Source organism: Hydrogenophaga sp. (genome assembly GCF_051860785.1).
GTDB lineage: Bacteria > Pseudomonadota > Gammaproteobacteria > Burkholderiales > Burkholderiaceae_C > Hydrogenophaga.
The window spans coordinates 43859-68881 of record NZ_JBIMLB010000003.1 but is presented as its reverse complement, the minus strand read 5'-3'; the positions used below and the strand labels follow the sequence as shown (position 1 = coordinate 68881).

Below are 25023 nucleotides of genomic sequence, written 5' to 3'. Positions count from 1 at the left end.
CCGAAGGGGCATGTCGCGGTTTTGCGGGAATATCCCCCTGTTTTCTTGACATACTCGCCAACGATTCCACTCCACACGGATGAACCCGAATGCGTTCCAGAAAGGAAGCCGACTCGCCCTTCAAGGGCTGGATAGACACCGCATCGGTGCGCGCCAAGCCGTCGCTGACCGACTTCGATCTGTCGGGCGGTGCAGGCGAATTGAGTGGTGTGCAGTGGTTCGTGTTCGGCAACACGGACGAGTTCATGTCCCACCCGGCCCTGCGCCCGCTCGGTGTGGCCGAAAGGAACCGGCTGTATGCCGAGCGGCTGGTGCACTTCCTCGACGACATGGCGCTCTCCGAGCACCGCATCGTCAACCCGGCGGCCCAGGTGATTGCAGAAGGGCGCCTGCGTGTGTACCTGCCCGAGGCGCTCGCGCTCGACGCCTTGAAGCTCTATACCGACGAGGGCTACCACGCCTGGTTCACGGCGCAGGCGAGCCGTGCGATACGCGACGTGTTCAGGCTCGAAGCGCATGACGGGCCGAACCTCAAGGTCGCTGCCATCGAAGCGCTGGTGGCCGATGTCCCACCCGATCGGCGCGACATGACCTGGTTCATGGTCGGCTTCGTTGGCGAGACCATGATCACCCAGGCCCTCGTCGAAGTCATGCGCAGTTCTGCGCATTCCGCCATCCAGCGCATGCTGCTCGCGCACCTGGAAGATGAATGGGTGCACGCCAGGTACTTCGGCCACTTGTTCGCCCTGATCTGGCCGCAGCTGGATGCCCGAAGCCAGGCCTTCTTTGGCCAGATGCTTCCCCGCATCATGGCCGCGTTCCACACCTGGGACGACCCCTTCCACCAGCGAATCCTGGCTCACGTCGGCCTGGACGCCCACGCCCGCGACCGCGTGCTGGCCAAGCTCGCCGGCGAGAGCCACCAGCTTGCGCGCATGCGCCACCGGTGTGGCAACACGCTGCAGGTGCTCGAGCGCGCTGGTGTGTTCAAGGATGACGACTTGCGCGCGCACTTCGTGCTGGCAGGCCTGCTCGACCGAGGCCACGCGTAAGCATCGTCCTACATCACCCGGCGCCGTGCACCGACAGCCACGCAGCGCGCTCCCTGGAATCATGCGTTCAAGACCAACAACGCCCCGAGGAGCACGCCATGAACCGCATGAACGCCTACCTGGCCAGCCGCAGAGACGACGCCTGGCAGAGCTATTTCTCGCACATGTGGATCTGGCTGGCAGCAGCCATCGCCGGCTTGTTGCTGATGTGGTTCGTCTCCGTGCTCAACGACATCACCGATCGCGGCGAGCAGCGCCGGATGCAGCAGCGCACGTCCGGCACCTTCTTGCTGCCAGACGAGTTGCGGGCACGCGGCGCGGCGGCTGGAGCCAATGCGCTCTCCGCGAACACTGAGAGTGTGGCGTTGCGTTAAGGCGGCACTGGCCCAGTTGGGCAGCAGAAGGCCTTCAATGAAGGCCTGCCTCGTTGGCCGCTATCCCATGCAGGACGCTGGTATGGCGCACCAGCGCATCCACCTGCCTCGCGAGGTCTCCGTTCAGTGCTCGCATGAGTGCGCCCAGGTCGGCTCGAAGGAGCGAATGACCATCGGTACTTTCTCGGAACTCGTGCGTGATAAGCCTTTCCAGAACCACGTAGGTCTCTACCATGAGGGCCAGCGCCGAAGCCTGATCTAAAGCCTGTGTGGCCAGGATAAGGCTCCGGGATTGGGTTTCGTCGCGAGTGGGCTTGGAGCGGAAGATGGACCTGGTCAAGATGGCCTCCATTGATAGTCATATGAATAGCAAACTCCGTGGATGCAAATGTAGCATTTTGAGATTCTCGCGCGGTGTCCGCGAAACCCACTCCACCCAAGAAGAAGCCGGCAAAAGGCGACCTGAGAGGCATCCTTGCGTGGCACGTGCGCACACTCAGGGTCGAAAAAGGGTGGTCGCAGGAAGCGCTTGCCCACGCCTGTGAACTCGATCGAACCTATGTCTCTGCGATAGAACGCAGCGTCTGGAACGTCTCACTCGCCAACATCGAGCGTCTGGCGGAAGCGCTTGGGGTGGAGGCCTGGGAATTGCTCAAACCGCTTTAGTCACCGATCTCTGATCCGAGGTTGGTTTCGTTTTTTGGAGATCGAGGAGACAAACATGTCCACCCCTACCAATGCCCTGAACTGGTTCGAGATCCCGGTCCTGGATTTCAAGCGCGCGCAGACGTTCTATGAAACGGTGCTGGCCCGCCGCGTCGAATCAATGTCGATGGGCACCGTCACGATGGGCATGCTCTCATCCGACCAGCAGGGTGTGGGCGGTGCCATCGTTCATGGCGAGGACATGTCGCCTTCCCAGCAAGGCACCCTGGTCTACCTGAACGGCGGTAACGATCTGACGGTGATGCTGGCCCGGGTGGAAGGCGCGGGCGGAAAGATCGCCGTGCCCAAGACCGAGATCGGCAACGGCTTCGGCTTCTTCGCGCACTTCGTCGACACCGAAGGCAACAAGGTGGGCTTGCATTCGATGGGGTGAGAGGACGCTTGATGGGCAGTGAGTTGATGACGGCACTTGACCATCAAGAGACACTCGATGCGGCCGAGCCGACAGGCGCCGCCCGAACCAGCACATTCATCAACCGTCTGGCCGCAGGCGATACATATGCGTCCCGCCGGTAGCAAATGACCAGACGTCTGCAAAGCACGCAGCCGGGCACGTTGATTTGTCGGAGTGGTGCATCCGCCCCGAGCTGAAGTTTGGGCAGCACGGTCAGAAGCCCGCTGGACGCGACCAGCTGCGGCTGCAAGTTCAGCATGTTGGTCTCGACCTGCACATGCGGTGGCGGAAGGCCGGCTTGGCGGAATGCGTCCTCGATCCACTGCCGGTGCGGAAACGTACGCGGCTGAAGGATCCAGCGGTAGAGCGCCAGGTCCGCGAGCTTCGGCTTCGCAAGCTGAAAGACCGGATGGTCAGGTGCAGCCGCCGGCACGATTTCGTCCGGTGCCAAGGGCAAGGAGACCACGCCATCGGCCGGATGGCTGTCGCCCACCACAATGAAATCGAACTCCCCCGCATGCAGCCGGGGATCGAGCATCGCAAACGTGGCCACCTCGGTCTTGAGAAGCACGTCCGGCATGTCCTGGAACACGGCGCGGACGATCTCGGGCAACAGAAACTGTGCGGCTGACGGCACAAGGCCCAGCTTGACCTCGCCGCTCAGGCCCGCGGCCGCACTGCGCAAGGCGACTTCAGCGTCGCGGATGGACAGCCGCGTTTTCACTGAAAAATCCCGCAGGGCCTGCCCCGCCGCGGTGAGCCGGATCCCACGCCCGGCCCGCTCGACCAGCGCACAACCCACCTGCTTCTCCAGGCGTCGGAGGCAACTCGTCAGTGTCGGCTGGCTCTTGTGCAGCACGCGTGCTGCCTCGCCCACGTGCTGCAGGTCGGCGATCACTTCAAAGTAGTGCAGATCACGAAGGTCCATTGCAAAAATTCCATCGTTGGTTCAGAAAAGAATAAACGATTGGACGCGAGCTCATGTGAAGCCTAAATTCGAAACCGTCGTGCAGCTGGCGCGGCATTTACAGGAGACTTGCCTTGTTGAACCACCCCCCGAAGCGCAGACATGTCCTGCTGGCTGCTGTGGCGTCCGCCCTTCCGACCGTCACGCTGAAGGCACAGGGCCAGGAGCAATACCCCTCCCGCGCGGTGAAAGTCCTGGTGCCGTTTGTGCCAGGCGGCAACGCCGACTCCACCGCGCGAATCTTCACTGAAGCCTTGTCCCGGCAGATGGGCCAGCCGTTTATCGTCGAGAACAAGGGCGGTGCTGGCGGCATGATCGGCACGGCTGCGGCCGTGAAGGCCGAACCGGATGGCTACACCGTGCTGTGTGCGACACCGGGACCGATCCTGTCGGCCTGGCAGATGAGCGGACCCTCGGCCAACTACAGCCTGGCCGATATGCGCGCAGTCGCACTGCTGACGACCGTGCCCAACGTGCTGATGGTGAACGCGGCCTCGCCCATCCAGGACTTCGCTGGCTTGGTCACGCGCATCAAGACCGGGCCAAAGCCGCTCACGGTGGGTCACCCAGGGAACGGCACCACGGGCCATGTGAACCTGCTCCAGTTGCAAAAGGGGGTGGCCAGTGAGTTCACGGTCGTGGGCTACAAGGGGTCCGGCCCCGCCGTCGTGGATCTGCTGGGAGGGCAGCTCGACATGGTGGTCACTGATTTGCCGTCGGCCCATCAGCTCATCAAATCGGGCAAGCTGCGCGCGATCGCTGCCGTCGGCCGTCAGCGTGCTCCGGCGTTGCCCGAGGTGCGCACCATGGCCGAGCTGCAACTGCCAGAGGTCGACGCGACCAACTTCACTGCGATCATGGCACCCAAAGGGGTGCCGGATGCTGTGGTGCGACGCCTGGCCGATGGCGTGCGCTCTGCGCTGGACACTGACACCATTCGCAAACAGATCGAGGACCTGGGTGCCATCCCGGTGCGCATGGGTACGTCGGAGTTCGAGGCCTTTTTGCGGCAACAGGCGGCTACCTACGCATCGCTGGTGAAGGCCGGACTTTTGAAGGCAGACTGAATGACGGAGGGCACGCTCCAGCTGCTGGCCGCCGGCGGCTCCGAGCTTGTCGCTCTCATGATCGGAGCACACGGGGGGCTTGCCCGTACCTGCACCGTTCGCGTCGACGAGCCCATCCAGCATGGGGCGGCGACGGGCTGCTGTACGCGCATCTACCTGGCATGCAGCGATGGCGGCATCGGCCGGCGAGGCACCCGGCACGCTCTTGAGATGGTTCAAGCCGACGCGCAGGGCCGATGGCGACGTGCGGGCACGCTCGCGCTGCCCCAGCGGCCGGTGCATGTGGCTGTCGACGCGGCGAACGCACGGATACACCTGGCCTTCAATGTGCCTTCTGCCTATGCCAGCGTGGCGCTCGATGCGCACGGTGCACCGGCGGCCATCGAGCACCATGTGCACGGGCCGGACAGGGCAGGGTGGTTCGCCCACCAGGCACTGCCGATCGCCAGCTCCGGCTGCACGCTGCTGGTATGCCGGGGCGACGATGCCACGGACAGTGCACCGGAGAACCCGGGTTCGCTGCGGGTCCTGAAGGACGTCGGCGGCGATGTCCGTGTGTTGCAGCAGATCGCACCCGGACGCGGCTTCGGCTTTGGCCCACGCAACGGCGCGTTCTCGCCCAATGGTCGATTCCTGTACCTGGTGCTCGAACGTCAGAACCGACTGGCCGTGTTCCCCTGTGACCGGGACGAGCTTGCCTCCACACCCTCCTGGGAGGTCAGCACGCTGGCGCTCCGCCCATCACAGGCGACGCACCAACTGGCGGGAGACATCTGCCTGCACCCCTCGGGGCGTTTCGCCTATGTGCTCAACCGCTCACGCGACGTGGCGGGGGAAAACAGCGTGGTCACCATGTCGATCGATCCGGCAACTGGCCAGCCGGTTTGCATCGACACCCTGCTGCTGCCCGGCAGCCACCCCCGTACCGTGCGCATGAGCGCCGACGGCGCCTGGATGGCGATTGCCGTCATGGAAGCCGACACGCTCAGAGCCCACCGTCCTGGCGTTTCATTGCTCGCTGTCAATGCCGAGGGTCGTCTGGTCCATCGTCACCATTGGATGCCCACCGCACATCCTCAACCCATGATGTGGGCGACGCTCTGCCAGCGCCCGACGTGACTTTCGTTTCTCTTATGCCCTCCCTGCGTTCCATCTATTCCCTTGATGACTTCGAGCGTGCCGCCCGCCGCCACTTGCCCCATCCCCTCTTCGCCTATGTATCCGGCGGTGCAGAGGACGATGTCTCGCGCCGCGACAACCGCGCCGCTTTTGGCGAATGGGGGTTTGTCACGCGCGTGCTGCGCAACGTTTCCGGCCGCAGCCAGGCGATCGATTTGCTCGGGCGCCGCTACACATCACCGTTCGGCATTGCCCCCATGGGCATCAGCGCGTTGAGCGCCTACCGAGGCGATCTCGTCCAGGCGTCAGCAGCAGCACGGGCCGGCATTCCGATGATCATGAGCGGCTCTTCGCTGATCCGACTCGAAGACGTGATGGCCTCCGCACCCGACACCTGGTTTCAGGCCTATCTGCCCGGGGAGCCGGAAAAGATCGATGCGTTGATCGACCGCGTGGACCGCGCGAACGTGCAAACCCTCGTCATCACGGTGGACACGGCCGTGCTGGCCAACCGCGAGAACAACCTGCGCGCCGGGTTCTCGACGCCGCTCAGGCCCAGCATGCAATTCTGTTGGGAAGGCCTTGCGCATCCGCGTTGGCTCTTCTGTACCTTTCTGCGAACCTTGTGGCACCACGGGATGCCGCACTTCGAGAACTCGTCGGCCACGCGCGGTGCACCCATCCTGTCGGCCCGTGCGCGGCGCGACTTCGGTGCCAAGGACCATCTGGCGTGGGAACACATTGCACAGATCCGCCGCCTGTGGCCACGGCAGCTGGTCATCAAGGGCGTGATGCATCCCGAGGATGCCCGGCTGGCGCGCGATCATGGCGCGCAGGGCGTCATCCTCTCCAACCATGGCGGTCGCCAGCTCGACGGCACCGTGTCGCCGCTGCGCGTGTTGCCGCAGGTGCGCGAGGCGGTCGGCCCCGACTTTCCGCTGATGATCGACAGCGGTATCCGGCGCGGCACCGATGTGCTGAAGGCCCTGGCGCTGGGTGCAAGCTTCGTCTGGGTAGGCAGGCCGTTCAACTATGCCGCCGCCATCGGCGGAGAAGAAGGTGTGTTGCACGCCATCCGCATCCTGGCTGCTGAGGTGCAGCGCGATCTGGGCTTGCTGGGGTTGCTGGGCCCAGGCGAGTTGCGCGACACGCATCTCGTTGCGTTGCGATGAGGGGCAGCACGGCGCTGCCCCCGAATCGTCAGTCGACCTTGATCTGCGAGCTGCGGATCACGGTCGCCCACTTCGCGGACTCGGTGCGCACGAAGTCGCCGAGTTCTTTGGAACCACCGGCTGCCGGCAGTGCGCCGAGTGCGGCAAGACGCTCGCGCATGGCGGGCGTGGCCAGCACGTCGCGCATTTCTGTTTCCATGCGCCCCACCACGTCTGCGGGCGTCCCTGCGGCTGCAAAGATGGCGTTCCACTCGTAGGCGCTAAAACCCTTGAGGCCGGTTTCTGCGACGGTCGGCACCTCTGGCATCGACTCCACGCGGCTGTCGAACGCGGTGGCCAGCACGCGCAACCGGCCGGCCTTGACCATGGGTCCCGATGCGGTGACCGCGCTGAACATCAGGTCCACCCTGCCGCCAGCGAGATCTGTCAACGCGGGCGCACCGCCCCGATAGGGAATGTGGACGATGGACACACCGTAGCCGTGTTTGAACAGCTCGCCGCTGAGGTGCGCAGCGCCGCCATTGCCGGCCGATGCGTACGACAGCTTGGCAGGGTGCGACTTGGCGTACTGCACCAGATCGGCCACGCTCTTGAACGGCGACGATGCTGGCACGACGAGCAATGTCGGGATCCGCGCGACCATGGACACCGGGACGAAGTCACGGCCGTAGTCGAACGCGAGCTTCGGATAAAGGCTTGGGTTGACAGCGAAAGACGTTGCGTCGTAGAGAAAGGTGTAGCCATCGGGCGTGGCTGAGGCCACGGATTGCGCACCGATGGTGCCGCCGGCGCCGGGTTTGTTGTCCACGATCACCTGCTGCTTCAGGCGCTGGCTGAGTTCGGTCGCGACGGTGCGTGCCAAGGCATCGGCCGCGCCACCGGCCGAATACGGAACCACCAGTCTGATGGGTTTTTCTGGCCAGACGGCGTGGGCGTTGCCAGCCATGCAGGCTGCGGCCAGGAGGATTTTCGAAATGAGTTTCATGTTGTCTCCAAAGGGTGTCTACACGGTGGCAATCGGTGTTGCGGGGGACCCCACGGCACCGGGCAACCGCAACGGGGGCGCAGTCAGCAGGAAACGCGAGCGGCCTGCCAACCGCAGCCATCGCGCAAGTTCTGTCAGGTACCAAAGCTCGCCCAGATGGATACCGTTCTTGAACAGGCAGTGCTCGTGCAGCGGCAGGCGCGGCTGACGCAGGCCGTTGCCCGCGCGCGTGGGCGAGGCAAGCTTGGGCACCACCAGTTCCACCGCCGGGTTGTCCGCGAGCAGGCAAGCCAGGCGCGCGTCGACGATCCAGTTGAGCAGTCGGTCATCCCAACCGTCGAGGCCTGTTCCTGTCTCGTGCAGGCGAGCGAGGTCTGGCTGGCGGTTCATGGACAAGAGCGTGTCGGCAAATCCGGTGTGCAGGCAGACCATGTCGCCTTCTTCAATGACGACACGGTCGGCCTCGAGGATGCGCATCAATGCGTCATAGCCGACCGCCTGTCGCTGGCGGCCCAGATGGTGCTCCAGATCGACCATGACGCCCCGACCCTGTACGCCGTGCTCGGCCAGGTGCTCGATGCCCAGTGCATCGGCCTGCGGGCCCGGGTAGCGAGCGAAGGGCTCGGTCGCCTGAAGGTCCTCGATGCCGGGCCGGATGTCGACGCCGGCGCGAAACCCGTTGTAGAAGACGGCCTCCGCCACGCCATCCCCGTCCGCGTCGAACCGGCTGCCCATGTGCGCGAAGCTGTCCCACTGTGTGGAGTACTGCAGGCTCATGAGCACGACGTCGTCGTTGACCACATCCGTGAGGTCCGGGTCCTCGGCGGCATAGGGCCAGCAGAAGCCTTGCTGTCCCGCACTCTTGCCATCGCGCACGACGGAGAAGCGGCGCGGCATCTTGCGTCGCGGGTTCATGCTCTCGCCGCCGGGGTAGTCGAGCGGCAGCGACAGGCAGAAAGTGCGGCCCTCCTGGACCTCGCGCACGCCTTCGAGCACCTTCGCCGCCGTCACCAGGTTCATGCGGCCGCGCTGATCGTCGGGTCCGAACTCGCCCCAGTTCGATCCGGCGGGCGCCCGTTGCCATCGCTGAGCCATGGCCTACCCGCGCAACACCGACAGGACGTTTTCGGCGGCGGCGACACCCATCTTCACGTAGGCGTCGGCGGTCACGCCCCCGACGTGCGGGCTGAGGATGATGCGGGGCTCGCCCTGGAAAGGATGGCCGGTGGTCATGGGCTCCACGGCAAAGCTGTCCAGTCCTGCGCTGGCCACGCGGCCAGAGCGAATGCTTTCGAGCAAGGCCGTTTCGTCGATCAGTCCGCCGCGCGCCGTGTTGACGACGATGACGCCGCGTTTGCACTGCGCCAGCGCGTCTCGCCCGAGCAGCCCCCGGTTCTCGTCGGTCAGAGGGCAATGGAACGAGATCGCGTCGGCAGATGCCCACAGCGTCTTCAGATCGACCAGCTCCACGTCACGCGGTGCGGTCTTTGCGTAAGGATCGAAGCCGATGACTCGCATGTCCATGCTGGCGGCCATCCGCGCAAATCGTCCACCGATCGCCCCGAGACCGACCAGACCGATCGTGCGGCCGCCGAGTTCGATGCTTTTGTGCGTGGCCTTGTCCCAGTGACCATCATGCAGGCGTGCGTTCAACTGCGGGACGGATTTGGCACAAGCCAGCAGGAGCGCCAGCGCCTGCTCGGCCACGGCTGCCGCGTTGGCCCCGATGGCCGCTCGCACTTCCACCCCCCTGGCCTGGGCGGCGACCTTGTCGATGGTGTCCGTGCCGCTCCCATGCTTGGAGATGACGCGCAAGGCGGGTGCCGCCGCGATCGCCGCTGCGCCGACCTTGCCGTAGCGCACGATGATGGCGTGCGGGTTGTGTTGCCGGCACAGAGCGACAACGTCGTCATCGGACGGTGTCTTGCCGGCATAGACGATCTCATGGTCTTTCAGCAGTGCCAGCGCCTGGGGCGCCAGGTCCGCCGCGGTGATCAGGATCACGGGCTTCGTTGCTGCGGCGCTCACAGCGATTCACCCGGCTTGAGCACGCCCGCCGCGCGCAAGGCGGCGTCGAGCCACTTCGCCGCGACGTCACCGCCTTTGATCGCCTCGATGCGATGGGCCTCGTCCCTGACCTTCTTCGCGGCCAGTGGAATCAACGACTCGATCCTGGCCCGCTCGACCACCACCACGCCGTCGGCATCGCCCAGGACGAAGTCGCCCGGGTGAACGGTCACGCCGCCGACGCTCACGGGGTGCCCGATCCGTCCGGGCATTAGCTTGGTGGGACCGTTGGGGTTCGTGCCGACGCTGAAGACAGGGAATTCCATCTCTTCGATTTCCAGCGAATCCCGAACGGCACCGTCGATCACGACGCCGGCGATGCCCAGCTTGCGGCAAGCCGTCATCATGATCGTGCCCATCAGTGCCGCCGTCTGATCGCCCTTGCCGTCGACGACCAGCACGTCGCCGGGCTTGGCCAGGGACATCGCTGCATGGATCATCAGGTTGTCGCCCGGTCGTACGTCCACCGTGAAAGCGGTGCCGACCACGTGCATGTCGGGACGCAGCGCCTTGATGCGGCCATGAAGTGCGCCGCGCCGTCCTGCGACGTCAGCCAGGATCGCGGCCTGGAAGCCGGCAGCCTGTTGCACCACAGATGCGGGGACCCTGTCGAACTCTCGAATGATGTCGGGCAAGCTCATGTATTTTTCCTGGGATGAAATCGGGCACGCTGGCGCCAGCCTCACAGTAAGGCCGGCATCTTCATAGTCCGGTGGTTAGTCGATCTTGGCGCCCGATTCCTTGACGACACGGCCCCACTTGGCCGTCTCTTCACGGATGTAGTTGGCGAATTGCTCGGCCGTCGAACCTGCGACTTCCGCGCCCTGATCGTTCAGGCGCTTGCGCAGATCGGCCGAAGTCAGTGCCTTGTTGATTTCATCGTTCAGGCGCGCACTGACGTCCTTGGGCAATCCGGCCGGCCCGAGCACGCCGAACCAGGTGATCGCTTCGAAGTTCCTGTAGCCAGACTCCTCGACGGTCGGTGTCTGTGGCAGGTCGTCGGTGCGCTTGGCCGAGGTCACGGCGAGTGGTCGCAGTTTGCCGTTGCGGATATGCCCGATCAGCGTGGGCACGGAGGACACGTACATCTGCACCCGTCCGCCCATCACGTCGTTGATGCCCTGGGCAGCACCCTTGTAGGGCACGTGCATGAGCTTGACGCCGGCCTGGTTCTGGAACAGCTCGGTGGCCAGATGGGCCACCGTGCCGTTGCCCGAGGTGGCAAAGGTGACTTCGCCGGGCTTGGCCTTGGCGGCAGCGACGACGTCATTCATGGACTTGAGGGGAGATTCGGGTGCGACCACGATCACCAGCGGCGAGCTCGCGACCATCGAAATCGGTGTCAGGTCCTTGGCCGGGTCGTAGGGCAGCTTCGTGTAGAGACTGGGATTGATCGCCAGGTTGCTGGTTTGCCCGAGTACCAGGCTGTAGCCGTCCGCCGGGGACTTGGCCACGTTGTCGATGCCGATGTTGCCGCCCGATCCCGGCTTGTTGTCGATCACGAAGGCCCACTTGGTGTTTTCGGAGACCTTGTTGGCCACATCGCGCGCAATGATGTCCGTGCCACCTCCTGCCGGGAAGGGGACGACGAGCCGGATCGGCTTCGTGGGCCAGGACTGGGCGAAAGCGGTGGCCGACAGCACGGTGGCCGTCAGCATGATGATGGCTTGGCGTTTCAGCATGACGTTGTCTCCTTTGTAGTGGTTCGCGCAGTATGTGAAGATGCGCCAAAAGAATCCAATCGATAATTCCTTGAATTTCATAAATGGGACTTTTGCGATGGATGCCCGTGATCTGAGGTACTTCGAGACGATCGCCGAGTTGCTGCATGTAGGCCGTGCTGCACAAAAGCTGCACCGTACCCAGCCTGCGCTGACGTCGTGCATCCGGCGTCTGGAAGCCGAATGCGGCTCCGCCCTGTTCGAGCGCGCGGGACGTGGTATCCAGCTGACACAGGCAGGTCATACCCTTCTGCGGTGGGCGCAGCGCGTGCGCAACGACATGGAAGATGCGAAGCGCGAAGTCACTGCGCTGGGCAGCGGCTCAACCGGGCACGTGCGAGTCGGCGTCGTCCCGACGGCCGCTCAGTTCCTGCTGCCATCGGCGGTGCGGCGCCTGCTTCAGGAAGCGCCCGAGGTGACGTTTGGCACCGTCGTCAGCTTGGTGGATAACCTGAAGCAGATGTTGCTGCAGGGCGAACTCGATATCGTCATCGCGTCGGAGACGCACTCGCACCCCGGGCTGGTCTCACGTGTGCTCGCTGAAGACGCCATCGTGGTGGCGGCCAGTGCCAGTCACCCCGTCTTCCGCACGCCCCCCACGCTCAAGCGGCTGACACAGTACCGCTGGGCACTTCAACCTGTGGGGGCACCCCTGAGAGACTGGCTCGACCACACCTTCGACCGCCGCCGCCTTCCGCGCCCGAACGTGCAGGTGGAAAGCAACGTGCTGCTGATGCTTCCGACCCTCATCGCAGAGACCGGGCTGCTGAGCTTCATCTCCCGGCATCACCTGACGTCGAGATCGGCGCGAACCGGCTTGATGGAGGTGGCGCTGAAGGAGACCACGATGATCCGCACGATGGTGGTCATGCACCGTGATCAAGCCTACCTGTCGACGGCCGCCCAGCGGCTCATCGACATGCTGGACGCTCAGAAACAGGCGGGTTGATGTCTCAGGTATCGGGTCACACCGCGCTGCGGTGCCGCTCGATGCAGGTCTTCAACACCTCGTCGCGATCCCGCTTCCACCAGTTCCCGGTGGAGAAGATCTCCACTTCGCTGAAGCCGTCGAAGCCCTGGTCTTCGACCCAGCCGCGGATGCGTGGGATGTCGATCACGCCGTCGCCCATCATGCCGCGGTCGTTGAGCAGGTCGGTGGTGGGGGTGAGCCAGTCGCACACGTGGAAGGCGAGCAGGCGGCTCTTTCCGGCGCGCTGAATCTGGGCTTGTAGTTTCGGATCCCACCACACGTGGTAGACGTCCAGGGCCACGCCGAGCGCGCCGCTCTTCGTGGGGTCCAGCAGGTCGCAGAGGTCGAGCGCGTGCTCCAACGTGTTCACACAGGCGCGGTCGGCGGCGTACATGGGGTGCAGGGGTTCGATGGCCAATGGCATGCCGTTGGCCTTCGCGTAGCCCAGCAGTTCGCCGATGCCGTCCTGCACTTGCTGGCGCGAGAGCGCAATGTCCTTGTGTGCGGCTTTACCGGCGAGTGCGCCGGGCAGGGCACCGACCACCAGCACGAGGCAGGTGGCGTTGAGTTCGCAGGCTTCGTCCACGGCGCGGCGGTTGTCGTCGTGCGCGGCCTGCAGGCCGGCGGCGTCGGTGGCCGGGAACATGCCGCCACGGCAGTAGCCCGAGAGCTTCAAGCCGTGGGTCTTCACCAACTGGCTTACTTCCTTGAGGCCGCTGGCGGCCACCTGGTCGCGCCAGGGCGAGATGGCCTGGATGCCGAGCCGGGCGCAGGCTTCGATGATGTCGGTGAGTGGCTGTTCCTGGCCATGGCTCTTGCGAACCGTGGCGGTGTTGATGGAGAGCCAGCGGTGGTCCAGGGAGAAGTCGCGCATCAGTTGTTCACACCATGCAATGCCAGCAGCGTGTTCATGCGCCGCACGGCGAGCTCGGGCTGTTCCAGCAGGTTGGCCGCGTCGGCCAGGCGGAAGAGCTCGGCGAAATGGGGCAGGGAGCGTGTGCTCTGCTGGCCGCCCACCATGGTGAAGTGGCTCTGGTGGCCGTTGAGCCAGGCCATGAAGACCACACCGGTCTTGTAGAAGCGCGTGGGCGCGGCAAAGATGTGGCGCGAGAGCGGCACGGTGGGGCCGAGGATGTCGTGGAATTTCTGCAGGTTGCCTTGTGCGAGTTCGCCCAGCGCGGCGCTGGCGGCGGGCGCGATGGCGTCGAAGATCCCGAGCAGGGCATCGCTCTGGCCGTGCGTTTTCTCGCAGCCCCAGTCGTCGCCGGCGATCAGTTCGGCGTAGTTGAAGTCGTCGCCGGTGTACATGCGCACGCCCTTGGGCAGGCGGCGGCGCATGGCGATCTCCTTGTCCTTGTCGAGCAGCGAGATCTTGATGCCGTCCACCTTGTCGGGGTGAGCGGCGATCACGGCCAGGGCGGTGTCCATGGCCTTGTCCGGATCGTTGCTGCCCCAGTAGCCCTTGAGCGCGGGGTCGAACATGTCGCCCAGCCAGTGCAGCACCACCGGTTGCTTGGCCTGGCTGAGGATGCGGTCGTACACGCGCTCGTAGTCGGCCGGGCTCTTGGCCACGCGGGCGAGGGCGCGGCTGGCCATCACGATCAGCTTGCCACCGAGTTTCTCGATGGCGGCCATCTGCTCCTCGTAGCCGGCAATGACTTCATCGACCGTCTTCACGTTCTCCAGCACCAGGTGGTCGGTGCCGCAGCCGGAGGCCACCAGCGCGCCGGGCACGTCCTTCGCGGCGTCGAGCGATCGGCGGATGAGCTCCAGTGACGTGGGCCAGTCCAGTCCCATGCCGCGCTGTGCGGTGTCCATCGCTTCGGCCACGCCGAGGCCGAGCGACCAGAGGCGCTGGCGGTAGGCGATGGTGGCGTCCCAATCCACCGCGCATTGCAGCCAGGGGTCGATGGCGGCCAGCGGGTCGGCCACCACGTGGGCGGCGGAGTAGGCGATGCGGTTGAACTTCACACCCGGTGCGGGCTTCACCGGCGTGGTGCTGCGCAGGGTGTAGGCCTCGATCTTTCCGGAGGCGTTGGGGAGTTTGAGCGAGAGGGCCATGGGTTCAGACTTTCAGGGGCTCGACGTCGACCCAGCGGCGTTCTTTCCAGCTTTGCAGTGCAAGCTCCACCAGTTGCACGCCCTTGGCACCTTCGGGCAACGTCCACTTGTAGGGTTCGTTCTCCACCACGTGGCGGATGAAGTGCTCCCACTGGATCTTGAAGCCGTTGTCGTAGACCTGCGTGTCTGGCACGTCCTGCCACTGCTCGGAGAAGTTCATGGTGTTCTTGACGTCCGGGTTCCACACCGGGCGCGGCGTGTTCACGCGGCTCTGTGCCTTGCAGCCGGTCAGTGTGGCCACGGCCGAGCCGTGCGTGCCGTCGACGTGGAAGGTGACGAGGTCGTCGCGGTTCACGCGGGTGGCCCAGCTCATGTTGAGTTGCGCGATCACGTTCTCGCCGTTGTGTCCGGTGAGTTCGGCCGTGGCGTAGGCGGCGTCGTCGGCCGTGCATTCGTAGGGCTTGCCGGCTTCGTCCCAACGTTTCGGAATGTGCGTGGTGCCCAGGCACGAGACCGACTTCACTTCGCCGAACAGGTTGTCCAGCACGTAGCGCCAGTGGCACATCATGTCCAGGATCATGCCGCCGCCGTCCTCTTGCCGATAGTTCCAGCTCGGGCGCTGGATGGGCTGCAGGTCGCCTTCAAAGACCCAGTAGCCGAACTCCAGGCGCACGCTGAGCATGCGGCCGAAGAAGCCGGCGCGGCGCAGCATGTCGAGCTTGCGCAGGCCGGGCAGGAACAGCTTGTCCTGCACCGCACCGTGCTTGAGGCCGGAGCTTGTCGCCAGGCGCGCGATCTCCACCGCCTCGTTGAGGTTGGTGGCGATGGGCTTCTCGCAATACACGTGCTTGCCGGCACGGATGGCCTTGGCCAGCAGGGTGGGGCGCATCTGCGTGGTGCCGGCATCGAAGAACACGGTGTCTTCCTTGTTCGCGAGCGCGGCATCGAGATCGGTGCCCCAGCGTGCGATGCCGTGGGCCTTGGCCAGGGCTTCCATCTTCTCGGCGTTGCGGCCGATCAGGATGGGATCGGGCATGACCTTGTCGCCATTGGAGAGGGTGACGCCACCCTGGGCGCGAATGGCGCAGATGGAGCGGATCAGGTGCTGGTTCATGCCCATGCGACCGGTCACGCCGTGCATGATGAGGCCGAGTTTCTTGGTTGCCATGTGGGTTCTCCGTGAAGGCGGTGTGAATCAGTGGATGGCCTGCAGGCTGTGCCACAGCGGCGCGGCCGCGCTGGCAAAGCCCGGGATGTGCAGGGAAGTGAGGTCGATCCGGCCGTCGTGCACGGCAAGGTGCGGGCGGCCGCTGGCGTCGGTGTCGTAGAGCCCGGGGTGAGCGGCAGCAAAGGCCTGGGCTTCCTCGGGTGGTGCCGTGCCGAAGCCGTCCACATAGTGATGCCCATTGCGTTCGATGTGCGTGACGCCCAGGCTGGCGGCCAACAGCGTGTCCTGCTGCACGGCCAGACCGGCCTGGCAGGTGAGGTCTTCGCCGGAGAGCAGCAGGCGCGCATCGTTCGCCATGCGGTGGGCGTTGGCCAGCGATCGGTAGATGCCCTTGCAGGCCTTGCTGGAAATGCCGCGGTAGCCCAGCGCCAGCCCCTGCTCGAAAGCACCGGCATGGTCGTCGGATTCGTCCAGGATCACGGGCACACCGATCGGCAGCGAGGCGATGGACTCGCGCAGCGCCACGGCCCGCGCCAGCGGTTGCTCGAGCAGCAGCGTGCGGCGCATCAGGTCGGTCAGCGGCGTGCTCGCCTGCAAGGCACGCCAGTAGGCGCCGAGCGTGGTGGCATCGGCAAAGGTCTCGTTGCCGTCCAGCGTGGCGCGGTAGTCCACACCCAGGCGCTGCAACACCGCGGCGATGCGCGCGAGGCGATCCAGGTCGGGATCGATCTGGCCGCTGAGCTTGAGTTTGAAGTGGTGCAGCCCGTGGCGGCGAATCGCGGATTCGAGGGTGGTGGGCAAACCATCCTGCGGATCGGGGCCGGGCTCGTCGTCGCTCAGCCGATCGGCCAGGCCGACCGTGTGGCGCAGCACCACTTGCGTCGGTCTGGCGATGTCCAGGCGCTGGCTCCACGGGTCGCCCAGCACGCCGGCGCGCAGCCCGTCTACCCATGAAAACCCAGCGGCGCGCAGAGCGGCGTCGGCCACGGCCTTGTCCATCAGCGCCGGGCCGAACTGCGCTGCCAGTCTTGGCAGCCCCCGCGCCACCGACACGCCCAGCGCGCCTTCGCCCGCGGTCTGCGAATGCGCGTGAGGACTCATGGTGTGGCCGGTGGCCAGCAGCGCATCGCGCGCGTTGCGAAGCGACTCGCGCAGTTGTTCGAAGTTCTGCTCGTGGGTCAGCGCGGGCGACTTGTCGAACCACTTGGGCACCATCAGCTCGGCGCTGGCGCCTTCGAAGCTTTTGCCACCCACCTCGGCGCGCACGCGCACAAAGGCTTGTGGACACTGCGTGACGGTGGCCGCGCCGAAGCGGAAGGGCAGGCGCAGCGTGACATGGCGCTGAAACAGCAGTGCTTCGGTGATGCGCAGGGAAACGGCGGTCATTGAAGTGTTCTCCAGAGATCCCGCACGTGGCGCGCGGAAGCCTCGGCGCAAGCCGGGCCGTCGGGCAGGTATTCGAACGGCTCCACGGCCATCCAGCCTGCGTAGCCTTGTTCCCTGAGCACTTGCAGCACCGGGCGCTGGTCGGTGTCGCCCTGGCCGGGGCCGCGCCGGTTGCGGTCGTTCAGTTGCACGTGGGCGATGTGACCACTGGCGAGGAAACGGCGCAGCACCTCGTGCACCGGTTCGCTCTCGCTGTGCGAGGCCGCGCTCACATCGAGCATGGTGCGCAGCGCAGGAGAGCCCACGCTGTCGACCAGTGCGGCGGCTTCGGCCACGGTGTTGATCACGGGGGTTTCAAAGCGACCCAGCGGTTCCAGGCAGTACACGACGCCGGCGGCCTGCGCGTGGGGTGCCAGTTCGGCCAGCGCGGCTTCCAGCCGCAGGGTGGCATCGGCCACGCTCTGGCCCGGCGCGGGCGAGCGCTGGCGGGGCGAGCCATGCACCAGCACCTGCGCGCCGCAGGAGGCGGTGAATTCGATCAGGCGGCGCAGCAGGTCCAGCGTTCGGCGCAGCAGTGTCATGTCGTCGGTGACGAGCGACAGCCCTTCGGGTTTCACCAACAGCCAATGAAGGCTGGAGATCGCCAGGCCGTGGCTGTGCGCGGTGGCGCGCACCCGGCGGGCGGTGGCTGTGTCCAGCTTTTCAGTGTCACCAGTCAGCGTGAAGGGCGCGATTTCAAGTGCGTCGTAGCCCATGCGCGCGGCGGCCTGACATTGCGCGTCCAGTGGCAGCGGCTGCAGCACCTCGTTGCACAGCGAGAGCTTCATGCTGGCGCCTTGTTGGCGGGCTTGCGACCATACAGGGACCACAGTTTCCATGCAATGGTGACGAAGATCATCGCAGCGACCGTGCCGGCAATGGGGCGTGTGAAGAAGGGCGAGAGGTCGCCGTCGGAGAGGATGAGCGCGCGGCGCAGGTTCTTCTCCATCAGGTCGCCCAGCACGATGCCCAGCACCAGCGGTGCCATGGGGTAGCCATAGTGGCGCAGGAAGTAACCGATGAAGCCGAAGGCCAGCATCACGTAGACGTCGAACAACCGGCCCGAAATGGCGAAGCTGCCCACCGCACAGAGCACGAAGACGATGGGCACGATCAGGTGCTGGGGTACGCGCAGCACCTGCACCAGCGCCTTGGTGAGCACCAGGCCGTAGATGAGGATACCGATGGTGGCCAGCAGCATCATGGCCACCACGTCGTACACGAACGAGGGGTTCTCCACCATGATCAGGGGGCCCGGCTTGACGCCGTGGATGATCATGGCGGCCATGAGCACGGCGGCGGGCGCGGAGCCGGGAATGGCCAGCGTGAGCACGGGAATGACCGCACCGGGCACGCAGGCGTTGTCGCCGGTCTCGGCGGCCATCAGGCCTTCCACCGAGCCCTTGCCGAACTTTTCCTTCTCCTTGCTCGCGCGCTTGGCGGCGGCGTAGGAAGACCAGGCCGCCACGTCCTCACCCACGCCCGGCACGATGCCCACACCGGTGCCGATGAGGCCCGAGCGCAGGATGGTGCGCCAGTACTGCGTCACGTCGCGCAGGCGCGGGATCACGCGGTCGAAGGCGCTGATCTTCACCGGCGCCTGCCGCGAGCGCATGGCGGTGAGCAGCTCCGCAAAGCCGAAGGCCCCGACCAGCGCGGGCACCAGCTGGATGCCACCGGCGAGGTCGCGCACGCCCCAGGCGAAGCGCTCGTAGCCGTACTGCGGCTCCTGGCCGATGGTGGCGATGAACAGGCCGGCGATGCCCGCGATCCAGCCCTTGAGCGGGTCGTCGCCGGTGAGCGTGCCGGCGATGATGACGCCGAAGAACGCCAGCCAGAAGAACTCGTAGGCGCCGAACTTCAGCGCCATGCCGCCGAGCACGGGCGTGAGCGTGGCAAGAAAGAACATGCCGATGAGCGTGCCCATGACCGAGCCGGTGGTGGCGATGCCCATGGCACGGCCCGCCATGCCCTGGCGCGCGAGCGCGTAGCCATCGAGACAGGACGCGGCCGAGGCGGGTGTGCCGGGGATGTTGAGCAGGATCGCCGAACGGGAGCCGCCGTAGATGGAGCCCACGTAGGTGCAGATGAGGATGAGCAACGCCTGCTCGGGCGGCAGCTTGAGCGTGAGCGTTGTCATCAGCGCCAGTGACATGGTGGCGGTGAGACCGGGCAGTGCGCCCATGATCACCCCCACCAGCGAAGCCAGGAGCGCGTACAGCAGCAACTCGGGATCGCTGAAGCGGGCGATCGACTGCCCGAACATGATCAGTCCGTCAAACATGATGAGAACCTCAGGGCAAACGGACGAGGAAGATGTGTTGGAACACGAGCGTGACGACCGCCGAGGTGATGACCCCGGCCGCGATGGACACGACGGCGCGCCGCATGCGCGTATGGGTCTCAGGCGCGTACAGCGCGACGAAGGCCGTCACATACAGCGCGGTGACCAGCCAGAATGGCGCGCGTCCGATCAGGAGGCCTGCGTACACCAGCGAGAGCGACAGCGTGATCAGCACCCGCGCGTTGAACAAGGGCTGGGGTGTGTCGTCGGACGCTGTCTCCCGAACCTGCAGTCGCCAGCCACGCAGGATCAGCACCAGGCCTAGAAGCGCGATCACGATCCCGAACATGCCGGGCACGAAGCCGGGCATGGTGTAGAGCACCGCGCCCATGTTCTCGTAGCGGTCCATGCGCCACGATGCACCCACGATCAACAGGCCAAAGCCCATCCACGCCGCTCCGCCCCAGAGGTCGGAGCGGGCGGTTTTTCCGCCCTCGCTCATGTCCGGCTCCGCGTGTTGGTATCAGGGCTTGGGAATGCCCACGGTGTCGGGCGACACCTTGGCTTTGCCGGCGGCCTGCTGTGTCCAGGCGTAAGACTGGATGGCTGGGAACACCGCCTTCTGTGCGTCATCACCCGCCATCGGTGCGAACATGGCGCCGCGCGCCTGCGCGTACTTCTTCAGGGCGTCGCTCTTCACCATCTCCGTGTTCCAGATCCTGTCCAGCGTCTGCTTCACTTCGGGCGGCGCGGCCTTGGGCACGAAGATGCCGAAGTAGTTAATGGGGTCCTTGAAGCCCGGGATGAACTGCGACAGCGGCGGGATGGTGCCGAAGCCTTCGATCTCGATCGACTTGTCGCCGACCACCGCCAGTGGGCGGATCTTCTTGGCGCGGATCATGTCGGTCTGCTCGGCGGCGAGCTGGGTGGTCACCTGCGTTTCACCGGAAGCGGCGGCCACGGCAGCGGGTGCGCCACCGTCGTAGGTCACGTGCTTGTAGGTGACGCCGGCCGCGCGCGAGAGCGCTTCGATGGCCGAGTGGCCGCTGGAGTTCACGCCGGCGGTGGCCACCGAGATGCTGTTCGGATTCGCCTTCATGGCGGCCAGCAGCTCGGGCATGGTCTTGTAGGGCGTGTCGGCATTGACGCCAACCACCGCAATGTGCGCCACGTTCAGGTAGAGGTTCCAGTCGGCCGCGGAAGTATCGAGCATGCCCAGCACCTTGTAGGTACCCAGGTCCTTGGCGCCGCCAGCGGTCCAGGTGTAGCCGTCCGCAGGGGCTGCCATCGCGTTCTTGGTGCCCACCGAGCCCGAAGCGCCGGGCTGGTTCATGATGACGATCTTCTGACCGAGGTGCTTCTCCAGCTCGGCGGCGGTCACGCGGGTGACCTGGTCGGTGGAACCACCGGGTGCCCAAGGCACGATCAGCGTGATCGGGCGGTCGGGCTTCCATTGGGCCATGGCGCTGGCCGAAGCCACGGCCAGCAGGGAAGTGATCAACAGGCGGCGAAAGGGCAGGACGGTCTTCATGCGTTGTCTCCAGGGTTAATTCACTGACTGGTGAATCGTAGGAGGCGCGAATTCCAGCGTCAAGGCGCCCGATCGTTCAGCTTCTAAGGACATACCCTAGGATCACGTCGCACATGTGCGAGAGCCGTTCGCTGTGCGCCTTGGGGGTCATGAGGTCGCGCCCGAAGATGGCTGAGAGGGTGTGGTTGTTGGAGAGGTAGAAGTAGGACAGGCCGGCGATCGACACGTAGAGTTGCACCGGGTCGATGCCGCCGCGGAACGTGCCTTCCACGCGGCCGCGCTCCAGGATCTCGCCCAGCGTGGCCACCAGCGGGGAGTTCAGCTGGCGGGCGCGCTCGGACTGCTGGAGGTGGCGCGCGCGGTGCAGGTTGGCGCTGTTGAGCAGGGTGAGGAACTCGGGGTGCTCGAGGTAGTAGTTCCAGGTGAACTCCACCAGCCGGCGAACCGCACTCTCAGGCTTCAGGTGCAACAGGTTGAGCTTTTGCTCTTCCTCCCGGATGTCGCGGTAGACCTGCTCCAGCACCGCCTGGAACAGCTTTTCCTTGTCCTCGAAGTAGTAGTAGATGAGGCGCTTGTTCAGGCCGGCGCGTTCGGCGATGCGGTCCATTCGCGCGCCGCCCAGGCCGTGCTCCGAGAACTCGTCGCGGGCCGCCATCAGGATGGTATTCTGGGATCGGTCTGCGTCGCGCAGGCGCTCTTCCAGCAGGGGTGTGGGTGCAGAGCTCATGCCACCATAATTCACCAATGAGTTAATAAAGTCAATCGCATGCCTCAGATCGCTGGCCACTTGCTTGTCGAATGCCTGATTGCGCAGGGTGTCACACACGCTTTTGGCGTGCCGGGTGAAAGCTACCTTGCCGTGCTCGACGGTTTCCACGTCCATGCGGGGCGCATCCAGTTCGTCACCAACCGTCAGGAGGGCGGCGCGGCCTTCATGGCCGAGGCACAGGGCAAGCTTACAGGGCGCCCAGGCGTGTGCTTTGTGACACGTGGACCGGGCGCCACCAACGCGTCCATCGGCGTGCACACCGCGTTCCAGGATTCCACGCCCATGGTGCTTTTTGTGGGCGACGTGGCCAGCGATGCGCGCGACCGCGAGGCCTTTCAGGAAGTGGACTACGCCTCGTTTTTCGGCCCCAGCACCAAGGGCATGGCCAAGCGCGTGGAGCGCATCGACGACGCGCGCCGCATTCCCGAATACGTGGCGCGTGCCTTCGCCACCGCCATGAACGGACGGCCCGGCCCGGTGGTGCTGGTGCTGCCCGAAGACATGCTCACGCAGACCGTGGACGCCGAGCCGCTGCCCCGCGTGGAGCCGGTGCAGGCCTGGAGCGATCCGGGCGCGTTGCGCGAACTGCGCACCCTGCTGCTGGCCAGCGAGCGCCCGCTGGTCATTGCCGGTGGCGGTGGCTGGTCGCCGCAGGCCGCCGCGGCGCTGCAACGCTTTGCCGAGAACTGGCAACTGCCGGTGGCCAACGCCTTTCGTTTCCAGGACACCTTCGACAACCACCACGCGCTCTATGCCGGCGACGTGGGCCTGGGCATCAACCCGGCGCTGGCGAAACGCGTGCGCGAGAGCGACCTGCTGATCGCCCTGGGCCCGCGTCTGGGCGAGTCCACCACGGGCGGCTACACCTTGATCGAGGCGCCGCTGCCGAAGCAGAAGCTGGTGCATGTGCACGCCAGCGCCGAGGAACTGGGTCGGGTTTACCGGCCCACGCTGGCGATCAACGCCACCATGAACGCGGCGGCCCGCAGCCTGGAAGTGCTCACCGCACCGCCCGATGTGCCGTGGAGTGCGTGGGCGCAGGCCTCCCACGCCGACTACCTCGCCAACATCGACCCGGCCAACGGGGGCGTGGTGCTGCCCGGCACCATCGACATGCCTGCCGTCATTCACACCCTGCAGCAGCACCTGCCTGCCGACGCCGTGCTCACCAATGGCGCCGGCAACTTCGCGAGCTGGCTGCACCGCTTCTTCCGCTACCACGGCCTGGTGAAAGGGAAAAAGACCCAGCTGGCTCCCACCAACGGTGCCATGGGCTACGGTGTGCCGGCCGGCATCGGCGCGGCCATTCTCACCGGGCGCACGGCGTTCACCATCGCTGGCGACGGTGACTTCCTCATGAACGGCCAGGAACTCGCCACGGCCGTGCAGCACGGCGCGAAGAGCATCGTGCTGCTGCTCAACAACGGCAGCTACGGCACCATCCGCATGCACCAGGAGCGCGAGTACCCGGCGCGCGAAAGTGGTTCTGGCCTGAGCAACCCGGATTTCTGCGCGCTGGCGCAGGCCTACGGCTACGCCGCCGAGCGCATCACCCACACCGCCGAGTTCGAGCCCGCGCTGTTGCGCGCCCTGGCCGCACCCGGTGGCAGCCTGATCGAGGTGATGATCGACGTGGACGTGATCACCACGCGCGGTACTTTGAGCGCCATCCGTCAGAGCGCCCTGCGCGCGGCTTCCAGCTAGCAATGTGAATACATCACAAACCGTGGGGTACCTGCACACACCCTGATTCCACACCGCCTGCCTAGACTGGCCCATCCATCTGAAAGGGGATCGGCATGTGGCAGACAAATGACACGGTTTGGAGCCGCAGCGGCGGCATCGGCATCGAGACGCCGCCGGAGTCCTCCGGACCCAGGCCTCCCCAAGTGGATCAACACGTGCTCATGCGCGTGTTCGACGAGATCGACTACGGCATGCTCGTGATCGATGCGCAGGGCCGCATCCTGCACGCCAACCACCTGGCGCGGCACGAGCTGGCCAGCGGGCGCGTGATCATGTCCTATGGCAACAACCTGCTCGGCAGCAACGCCGGCTTCACCGGGCAGATCCAGCAAGCCATGGAATCCTCTTTCCGCGGCCAACGCAAGCTGCTGCTGATGGCGCAGGGCGATCGTGAGCTCTCGATGGCTTTCACCCCCCTGAGTCACCCGCTGGAGGCAGACCCGCCTTCGGTGCTGGTGCTGCTGTCGCGCCAGAGCACCTGCGACAACCTGGCCGTGCGCATGTTTGCCCGCACGCTCAACCTGAGCCCGAGCGAGGAAGCGGTGCTCATGGGCCTGTGCCGAGGCCTGGCGATTCCAGAGATCGCGCGCCAGCATGGCGTGGCGCAGTCCACCGTGCGCAGCCAGATCAAGACCCTGCGCGAGAAAGCCGGGGCGCCCAGCATCCGTCGGCTCCTGCATCGCGTCAACAGCCTGCCGCCGGTGGTGCCCGCCTTGCGCATCATCACGCCGATGTCGCACAATGCCACGGAGTTTTCCCACCCGTGAGCCCGGATGCCTGCTGCCGCTGTCGCACTGACCCGTTCCCCCAGTTCCCACCACATTGAAGCCCTGGCCGCCCTTGGCGTTGCGCGGCGGTACCGCCGCGGCGCGCTGCTGATCCAGGAGGGCGAGACCGGCGACACACTCTACATCGTGCTGCAAGGCCGGCTGCGCGCGTTTGTGGCCGACAACCAGGGTCGTGAACTCACGCTGGGCATGTACGGACCGCTCGAGTACGTGGGCGAGATGTCGCTCGATGGCGGGCCACGCTCGGCCAACGTGGAGGCTGCAGAGGCGAGCACCTGTGCCGTCGTTTCACGCGCCACGCTGCTTGACTACATTGCCGCGCATCCCGAGTTCGCGCTGGAGCTCATGGCCCGGTTGATCCGCCGCGCCCGCCTGGCCACCGACAGCGCGCGCAGCGTGGCCCTGATCGACGTGTATGGCCGGCTGGTGCGCCTGCTCAATGAGATGGCCCGTGAGCCCAACGAGCACGGCGAGCGCTGCCTGAGCGAGCGCCTGACCCACCAGCAGATGGCCCAGCACCTCGCCTGCTCGCGCGAGATGGTGAGCCGTCTGCTGAAAGATCTGGAGACGGGCGCCTACATTGCCGTGCGCGACCGCTGGATCTGGCTGGTCAAACCGCTGCCAGCCCGGTGGTGAA

Annotated in this window: 27 protein-coding genes; 11 read left to right on the top strand and 16 right to left on the bottom strand. The window is 65.6% G+C overall.

Annotated elements, in window-relative coordinates:
* Nucleotides 1–89 precede the first annotated feature (89 nt).
* Both ACTIF6_RS05570 and ACTIF6_RS05565 read left to right on the top strand, forming a co-directional pair.
* Nucleotides 90–1052, top strand: coding sequence for a diiron oxygenase (locus tag ACTIF6_RS05570; protein WP_439587014.1), 963 nt, complete (start codon nt 90–92; stop codon nt 1050–1052).
* Nucleotides 1053–1150: 98 nt separating this feature from the next.
* Nucleotides 1151–1426, top strand: coding sequence for a hypothetical protein (locus tag ACTIF6_RS05565; RefSeq protein WP_439587013.1), 276 nt, complete (start codon nt 1151–1153; stop codon nt 1424–1426).
* A gap of 34 nt (nt 1427–1460) precedes the next feature.
* On the opposite strand, the gene ACTIF6_RS05560 is transcribed toward ACTIF6_RS05565, so the two are convergent.
* A complete protein-coding gene (locus ACTIF6_RS05560; RefSeq protein ID WP_439587012.1) occupies nt 1461–1766 on the bottom strand; it encodes a hypothetical protein in 306 nt (101 codons plus the stop codon).
* A 74-nt stretch (nt 1767–1840) separates the two neighbouring features.
* Between ACTIF6_RS05560 and ACTIF6_RS05555 the strand changes: the two genes are divergently transcribed.
* On the top strand, nt 1841–2092 hold the full coding sequence (locus ACTIF6_RS05555) for a helix-turn-helix domain-containing protein (RefSeq protein WP_439587011.1): 252 nt from the start codon (nt 1841–1843) through the stop codon (nt 2090–2092).
* A gap of 55 nt (nt 2093–2147) precedes the next feature.
* Nucleotides 2148–2525: a VOC family protein gene (locus tag ACTIF6_RS05550; protein ID WP_439587010.1), complete on the top strand. Its 378-nt coding sequence runs from the start codon at nt 2148–2150 to the stop codon at nt 2523–2525.
* A 43-nt stretch (nt 2526–2568) separates the two neighbouring features.
* Here the strand turns inward: ACTIF6_RS05550 and ACTIF6_RS05545 are convergent, their stop codons facing one another.
* Nucleotides 2569–3474, bottom strand: coding sequence for a LysR family transcriptional regulator (locus tag ACTIF6_RS05545; RefSeq protein ID WP_439587009.1), 906 nt, complete (start codon nt 3472–3474; stop codon nt 2569–2571).
* 113 nt (nt 3475–3587) lie between these two features.
* On the opposite strand from ACTIF6_RS05545, the gene ACTIF6_RS05540 reads away from it, so the two are divergent.
* From ACTIF6_RS05540 to ACTIF6_RS05530, 3 genes are read left to right on the top strand one after another with little or no spacing between them, the layout of a single operon-like run.
* Nucleotides 3588–4580, top strand: a complete 993-nt coding sequence (locus tag ACTIF6_RS05540; RefSeq protein WP_439587008.1) for a tripartite tricarboxylate transporter substrate binding protein — start codon at nt 3588–3590, stop codon at nt 4578–4580.
* The gene (locus tag ACTIF6_RS05535) at nt 4581–5699 is read left to right on the top strand and encodes a lactonase family protein (protein WP_439587007.1); all 1119 of its coding nucleotides are present in this window, start codon (nt 4581–4583) and stop codon (nt 5697–5699) included.
* 14 nt (nt 5700–5713) lie between these two features.
* Nucleotides 5714–6871 carry an alpha-hydroxy acid oxidase gene (locus ACTIF6_RS05530; RefSeq protein ID WP_439587006.1) on the top strand — a complete coding sequence of 386 codons (1158 nt, stop codon included), beginning with the start codon at nt 5714–5716 and terminating at the stop codon, nt 6869–6871.
* A gap of 28 nt (nt 6872–6899) precedes the next feature.
* On the opposite strand, the gene ACTIF6_RS05525 is transcribed toward ACTIF6_RS05530, so the two are convergent.
* The 5 genes from ACTIF6_RS05525 to ACTIF6_RS05505 all read right to left on the bottom strand — a co-directional run bounded on the left by ACTIF6_RS05525 (nt 6900) and on the right by ACTIF6_RS05505 (nt 11605).
* On the bottom strand, nt 6900–7856 hold the full coding sequence (locus ACTIF6_RS05525; protein ID WP_439587005.1) for a tripartite tricarboxylate transporter substrate binding protein: 957 nt from the start codon (nt 7854–7856) through the stop codon (nt 6900–6902).
* A gap of 18 nt (nt 7857–7874) precedes the next feature.
* Nucleotides 7875–8951 carry a cyclase family protein gene (locus ACTIF6_RS05520; RefSeq protein ID WP_439587004.1) on the bottom strand — a complete coding sequence of 359 codons (1077 nt, stop codon included), beginning with the start codon at nt 8949–8951 and terminating at the stop codon, nt 7875–7877.
* Nucleotides 8952–8954: 3 nt separating this feature from the next.
* On the bottom strand, nt 8955–9860 hold the full coding sequence (locus ACTIF6_RS05515; RefSeq protein WP_439587003.1) for an NAD(P)-dependent oxidoreductase: 906 nt from the start codon (nt 9858–9860) through the stop codon (nt 8955–8957).
* Between the two features lie 20 nt (nt 9861–9880).
* Complete coding sequence (locus ACTIF6_RS05510) at nt 9881–10564, bottom strand: RraA family protein (protein WP_439587002.1); 684 nt, start codon at nt 10562–10564, stop codon at nt 9881–9883.
* A gap of 75 nt (nt 10565–10639) precedes the next feature.
* Complete coding sequence (locus ACTIF6_RS05505) at nt 10640–11605, bottom strand: Bug family tripartite tricarboxylate transporter substrate binding protein (protein ID WP_439587001.1); 966 nt, start codon at nt 11603–11605, stop codon at nt 10640–10642.
* A 40-nt stretch (nt 11606–11645) separates the two neighbouring features.
* Between ACTIF6_RS05505 and ACTIF6_RS05500 the strand changes: the two genes are divergently transcribed.
* Nucleotides 11646–12593, top strand: coding sequence for a LysR family transcriptional regulator (locus ACTIF6_RS05500; RefSeq protein ID WP_439587000.1), 948 nt, complete (start codon nt 11646–11648; stop codon nt 12591–12593).
* A 16-nt stretch (nt 12594–12609) separates the two neighbouring features.
* Here the strand turns inward: ACTIF6_RS05500 and ACTIF6_RS05495 are convergent, their stop codons facing one another.
* From ACTIF6_RS05495 to ACTIF6_RS05455, 9 genes are all read right to left on the bottom strand, one after another.
* On the bottom strand, nt 12610–13488 hold the full coding sequence (locus ACTIF6_RS05495; protein WP_439586999.1) for a sugar phosphate isomerase/epimerase family protein: 879 nt from the start codon (nt 13486–13488) through the stop codon (nt 12610–12612).
* Entirely contained in the window at nt 13488–14675 is a 1188-nt protein-coding gene (locus ACTIF6_RS05490) for a dihydrodipicolinate synthase family protein (RefSeq protein ID WP_439586998.1), read from the bottom strand. Before ACTIF6_RS05490 ends, ACTIF6_RS05495 begins: the two co-directional genes overlap by 1 nt.
* 4 nt (nt 14676–14679) lie before the next feature.
* Nucleotides 14680–15843, bottom strand: a complete 1164-nt coding sequence (locus tag ACTIF6_RS05485; protein ID WP_439586997.1) for a Gfo/Idh/MocA family protein — start codon at nt 15841–15843, stop codon at nt 14680–14682.
* Between the two features lie 27 nt (nt 15844–15870).
* A complete protein-coding gene (locus tag ACTIF6_RS05480) occupies nt 15871–17229 on the bottom strand; it encodes an enolase C-terminal domain-like protein (protein ID WP_439586996.1) in 1359 nt (452 codons plus the stop codon).
* Nucleotides 17226–18056, bottom strand: a complete 831-nt coding sequence (locus tag ACTIF6_RS05475; RefSeq protein ID WP_439586995.1) for a sugar phosphate isomerase/epimerase family protein — start codon at nt 18054–18056, stop codon at nt 17226–17228. Before ACTIF6_RS05475 ends, ACTIF6_RS05480 begins: the two co-directional genes overlap by 4 nt.
* Nucleotides 18053–19552 (bottom strand): tripartite tricarboxylate transporter permease, encoded by a 1500-nt coding sequence (locus ACTIF6_RS05470; protein WP_439586994.1) that lies wholly within the window; start codon nt 19550–19552, stop codon nt 18053–18055. Before ACTIF6_RS05470 ends, ACTIF6_RS05475 begins: the two co-directional genes overlap by 4 nt.
* A gap of 10 nt (nt 19553–19562) precedes the next feature.
* Nucleotides 19563–20054 carry a tripartite tricarboxylate transporter TctB family protein gene (locus ACTIF6_RS05465; protein ID WP_439586993.1) on the bottom strand — a complete coding sequence of 164 codons (492 nt, stop codon included), beginning with the start codon at nt 20052–20054 and terminating at the stop codon, nt 19563–19565.
* Between the two features lie 21 nt (nt 20055–20075).
* Nucleotides 20076–21083 (bottom strand): Bug family tripartite tricarboxylate transporter substrate binding protein, encoded by a 1008-nt coding sequence (locus tag ACTIF6_RS05460; protein WP_439586992.1) that lies wholly within the window; start codon nt 21081–21083, stop codon nt 20076–20078.
* A 76-nt stretch (nt 21084–21159) separates the two neighbouring features.
* Nucleotides 21160–21810 (bottom strand): TetR/AcrR family transcriptional regulator, encoded by a 651-nt coding sequence (locus ACTIF6_RS05455; protein WP_439586991.1) that lies wholly within the window; start codon nt 21808–21810, stop codon nt 21160–21162.
* Nucleotides 21811–21849: 39 nt separating this feature from the next.
* On the opposite strand from ACTIF6_RS05455, the gene ACTIF6_RS05450 reads away from it, so the two are divergent.
* The 3 genes from ACTIF6_RS05450 to ACTIF6_RS05440 all read left to right on the top strand — a co-directional run bounded on the left by ACTIF6_RS05450 (nt 21850) and on the right by ACTIF6_RS05440 (nt 25022).
* Entirely contained in the window at nt 21850–23556 is a 1707-nt protein-coding gene (locus ACTIF6_RS05450) for a thiamine pyrophosphate-binding protein (RefSeq protein WP_439586990.1), read from the top strand.
* A gap of 95 nt (nt 23557–23651) precedes the next feature.
* Entirely contained in the window at nt 23652–24365 is a 714-nt protein-coding gene (locus ACTIF6_RS05445; RefSeq protein ID WP_439586989.1) for a helix-turn-helix transcriptional regulator, read from the top strand.
* 6 nt (nt 24366–24371) lie between these two features.
* Nucleotides 24372–25022: a Crp/Fnr family transcriptional regulator gene (locus ACTIF6_RS05440; protein ID WP_439586988.1), complete on the top strand. Its 651-nt coding sequence runs from the start codon at nt 24372–24374 to the stop codon at nt 25020–25022.
* The last annotated feature ends 1 nt before the right edge of the window (nt 25023 follow it).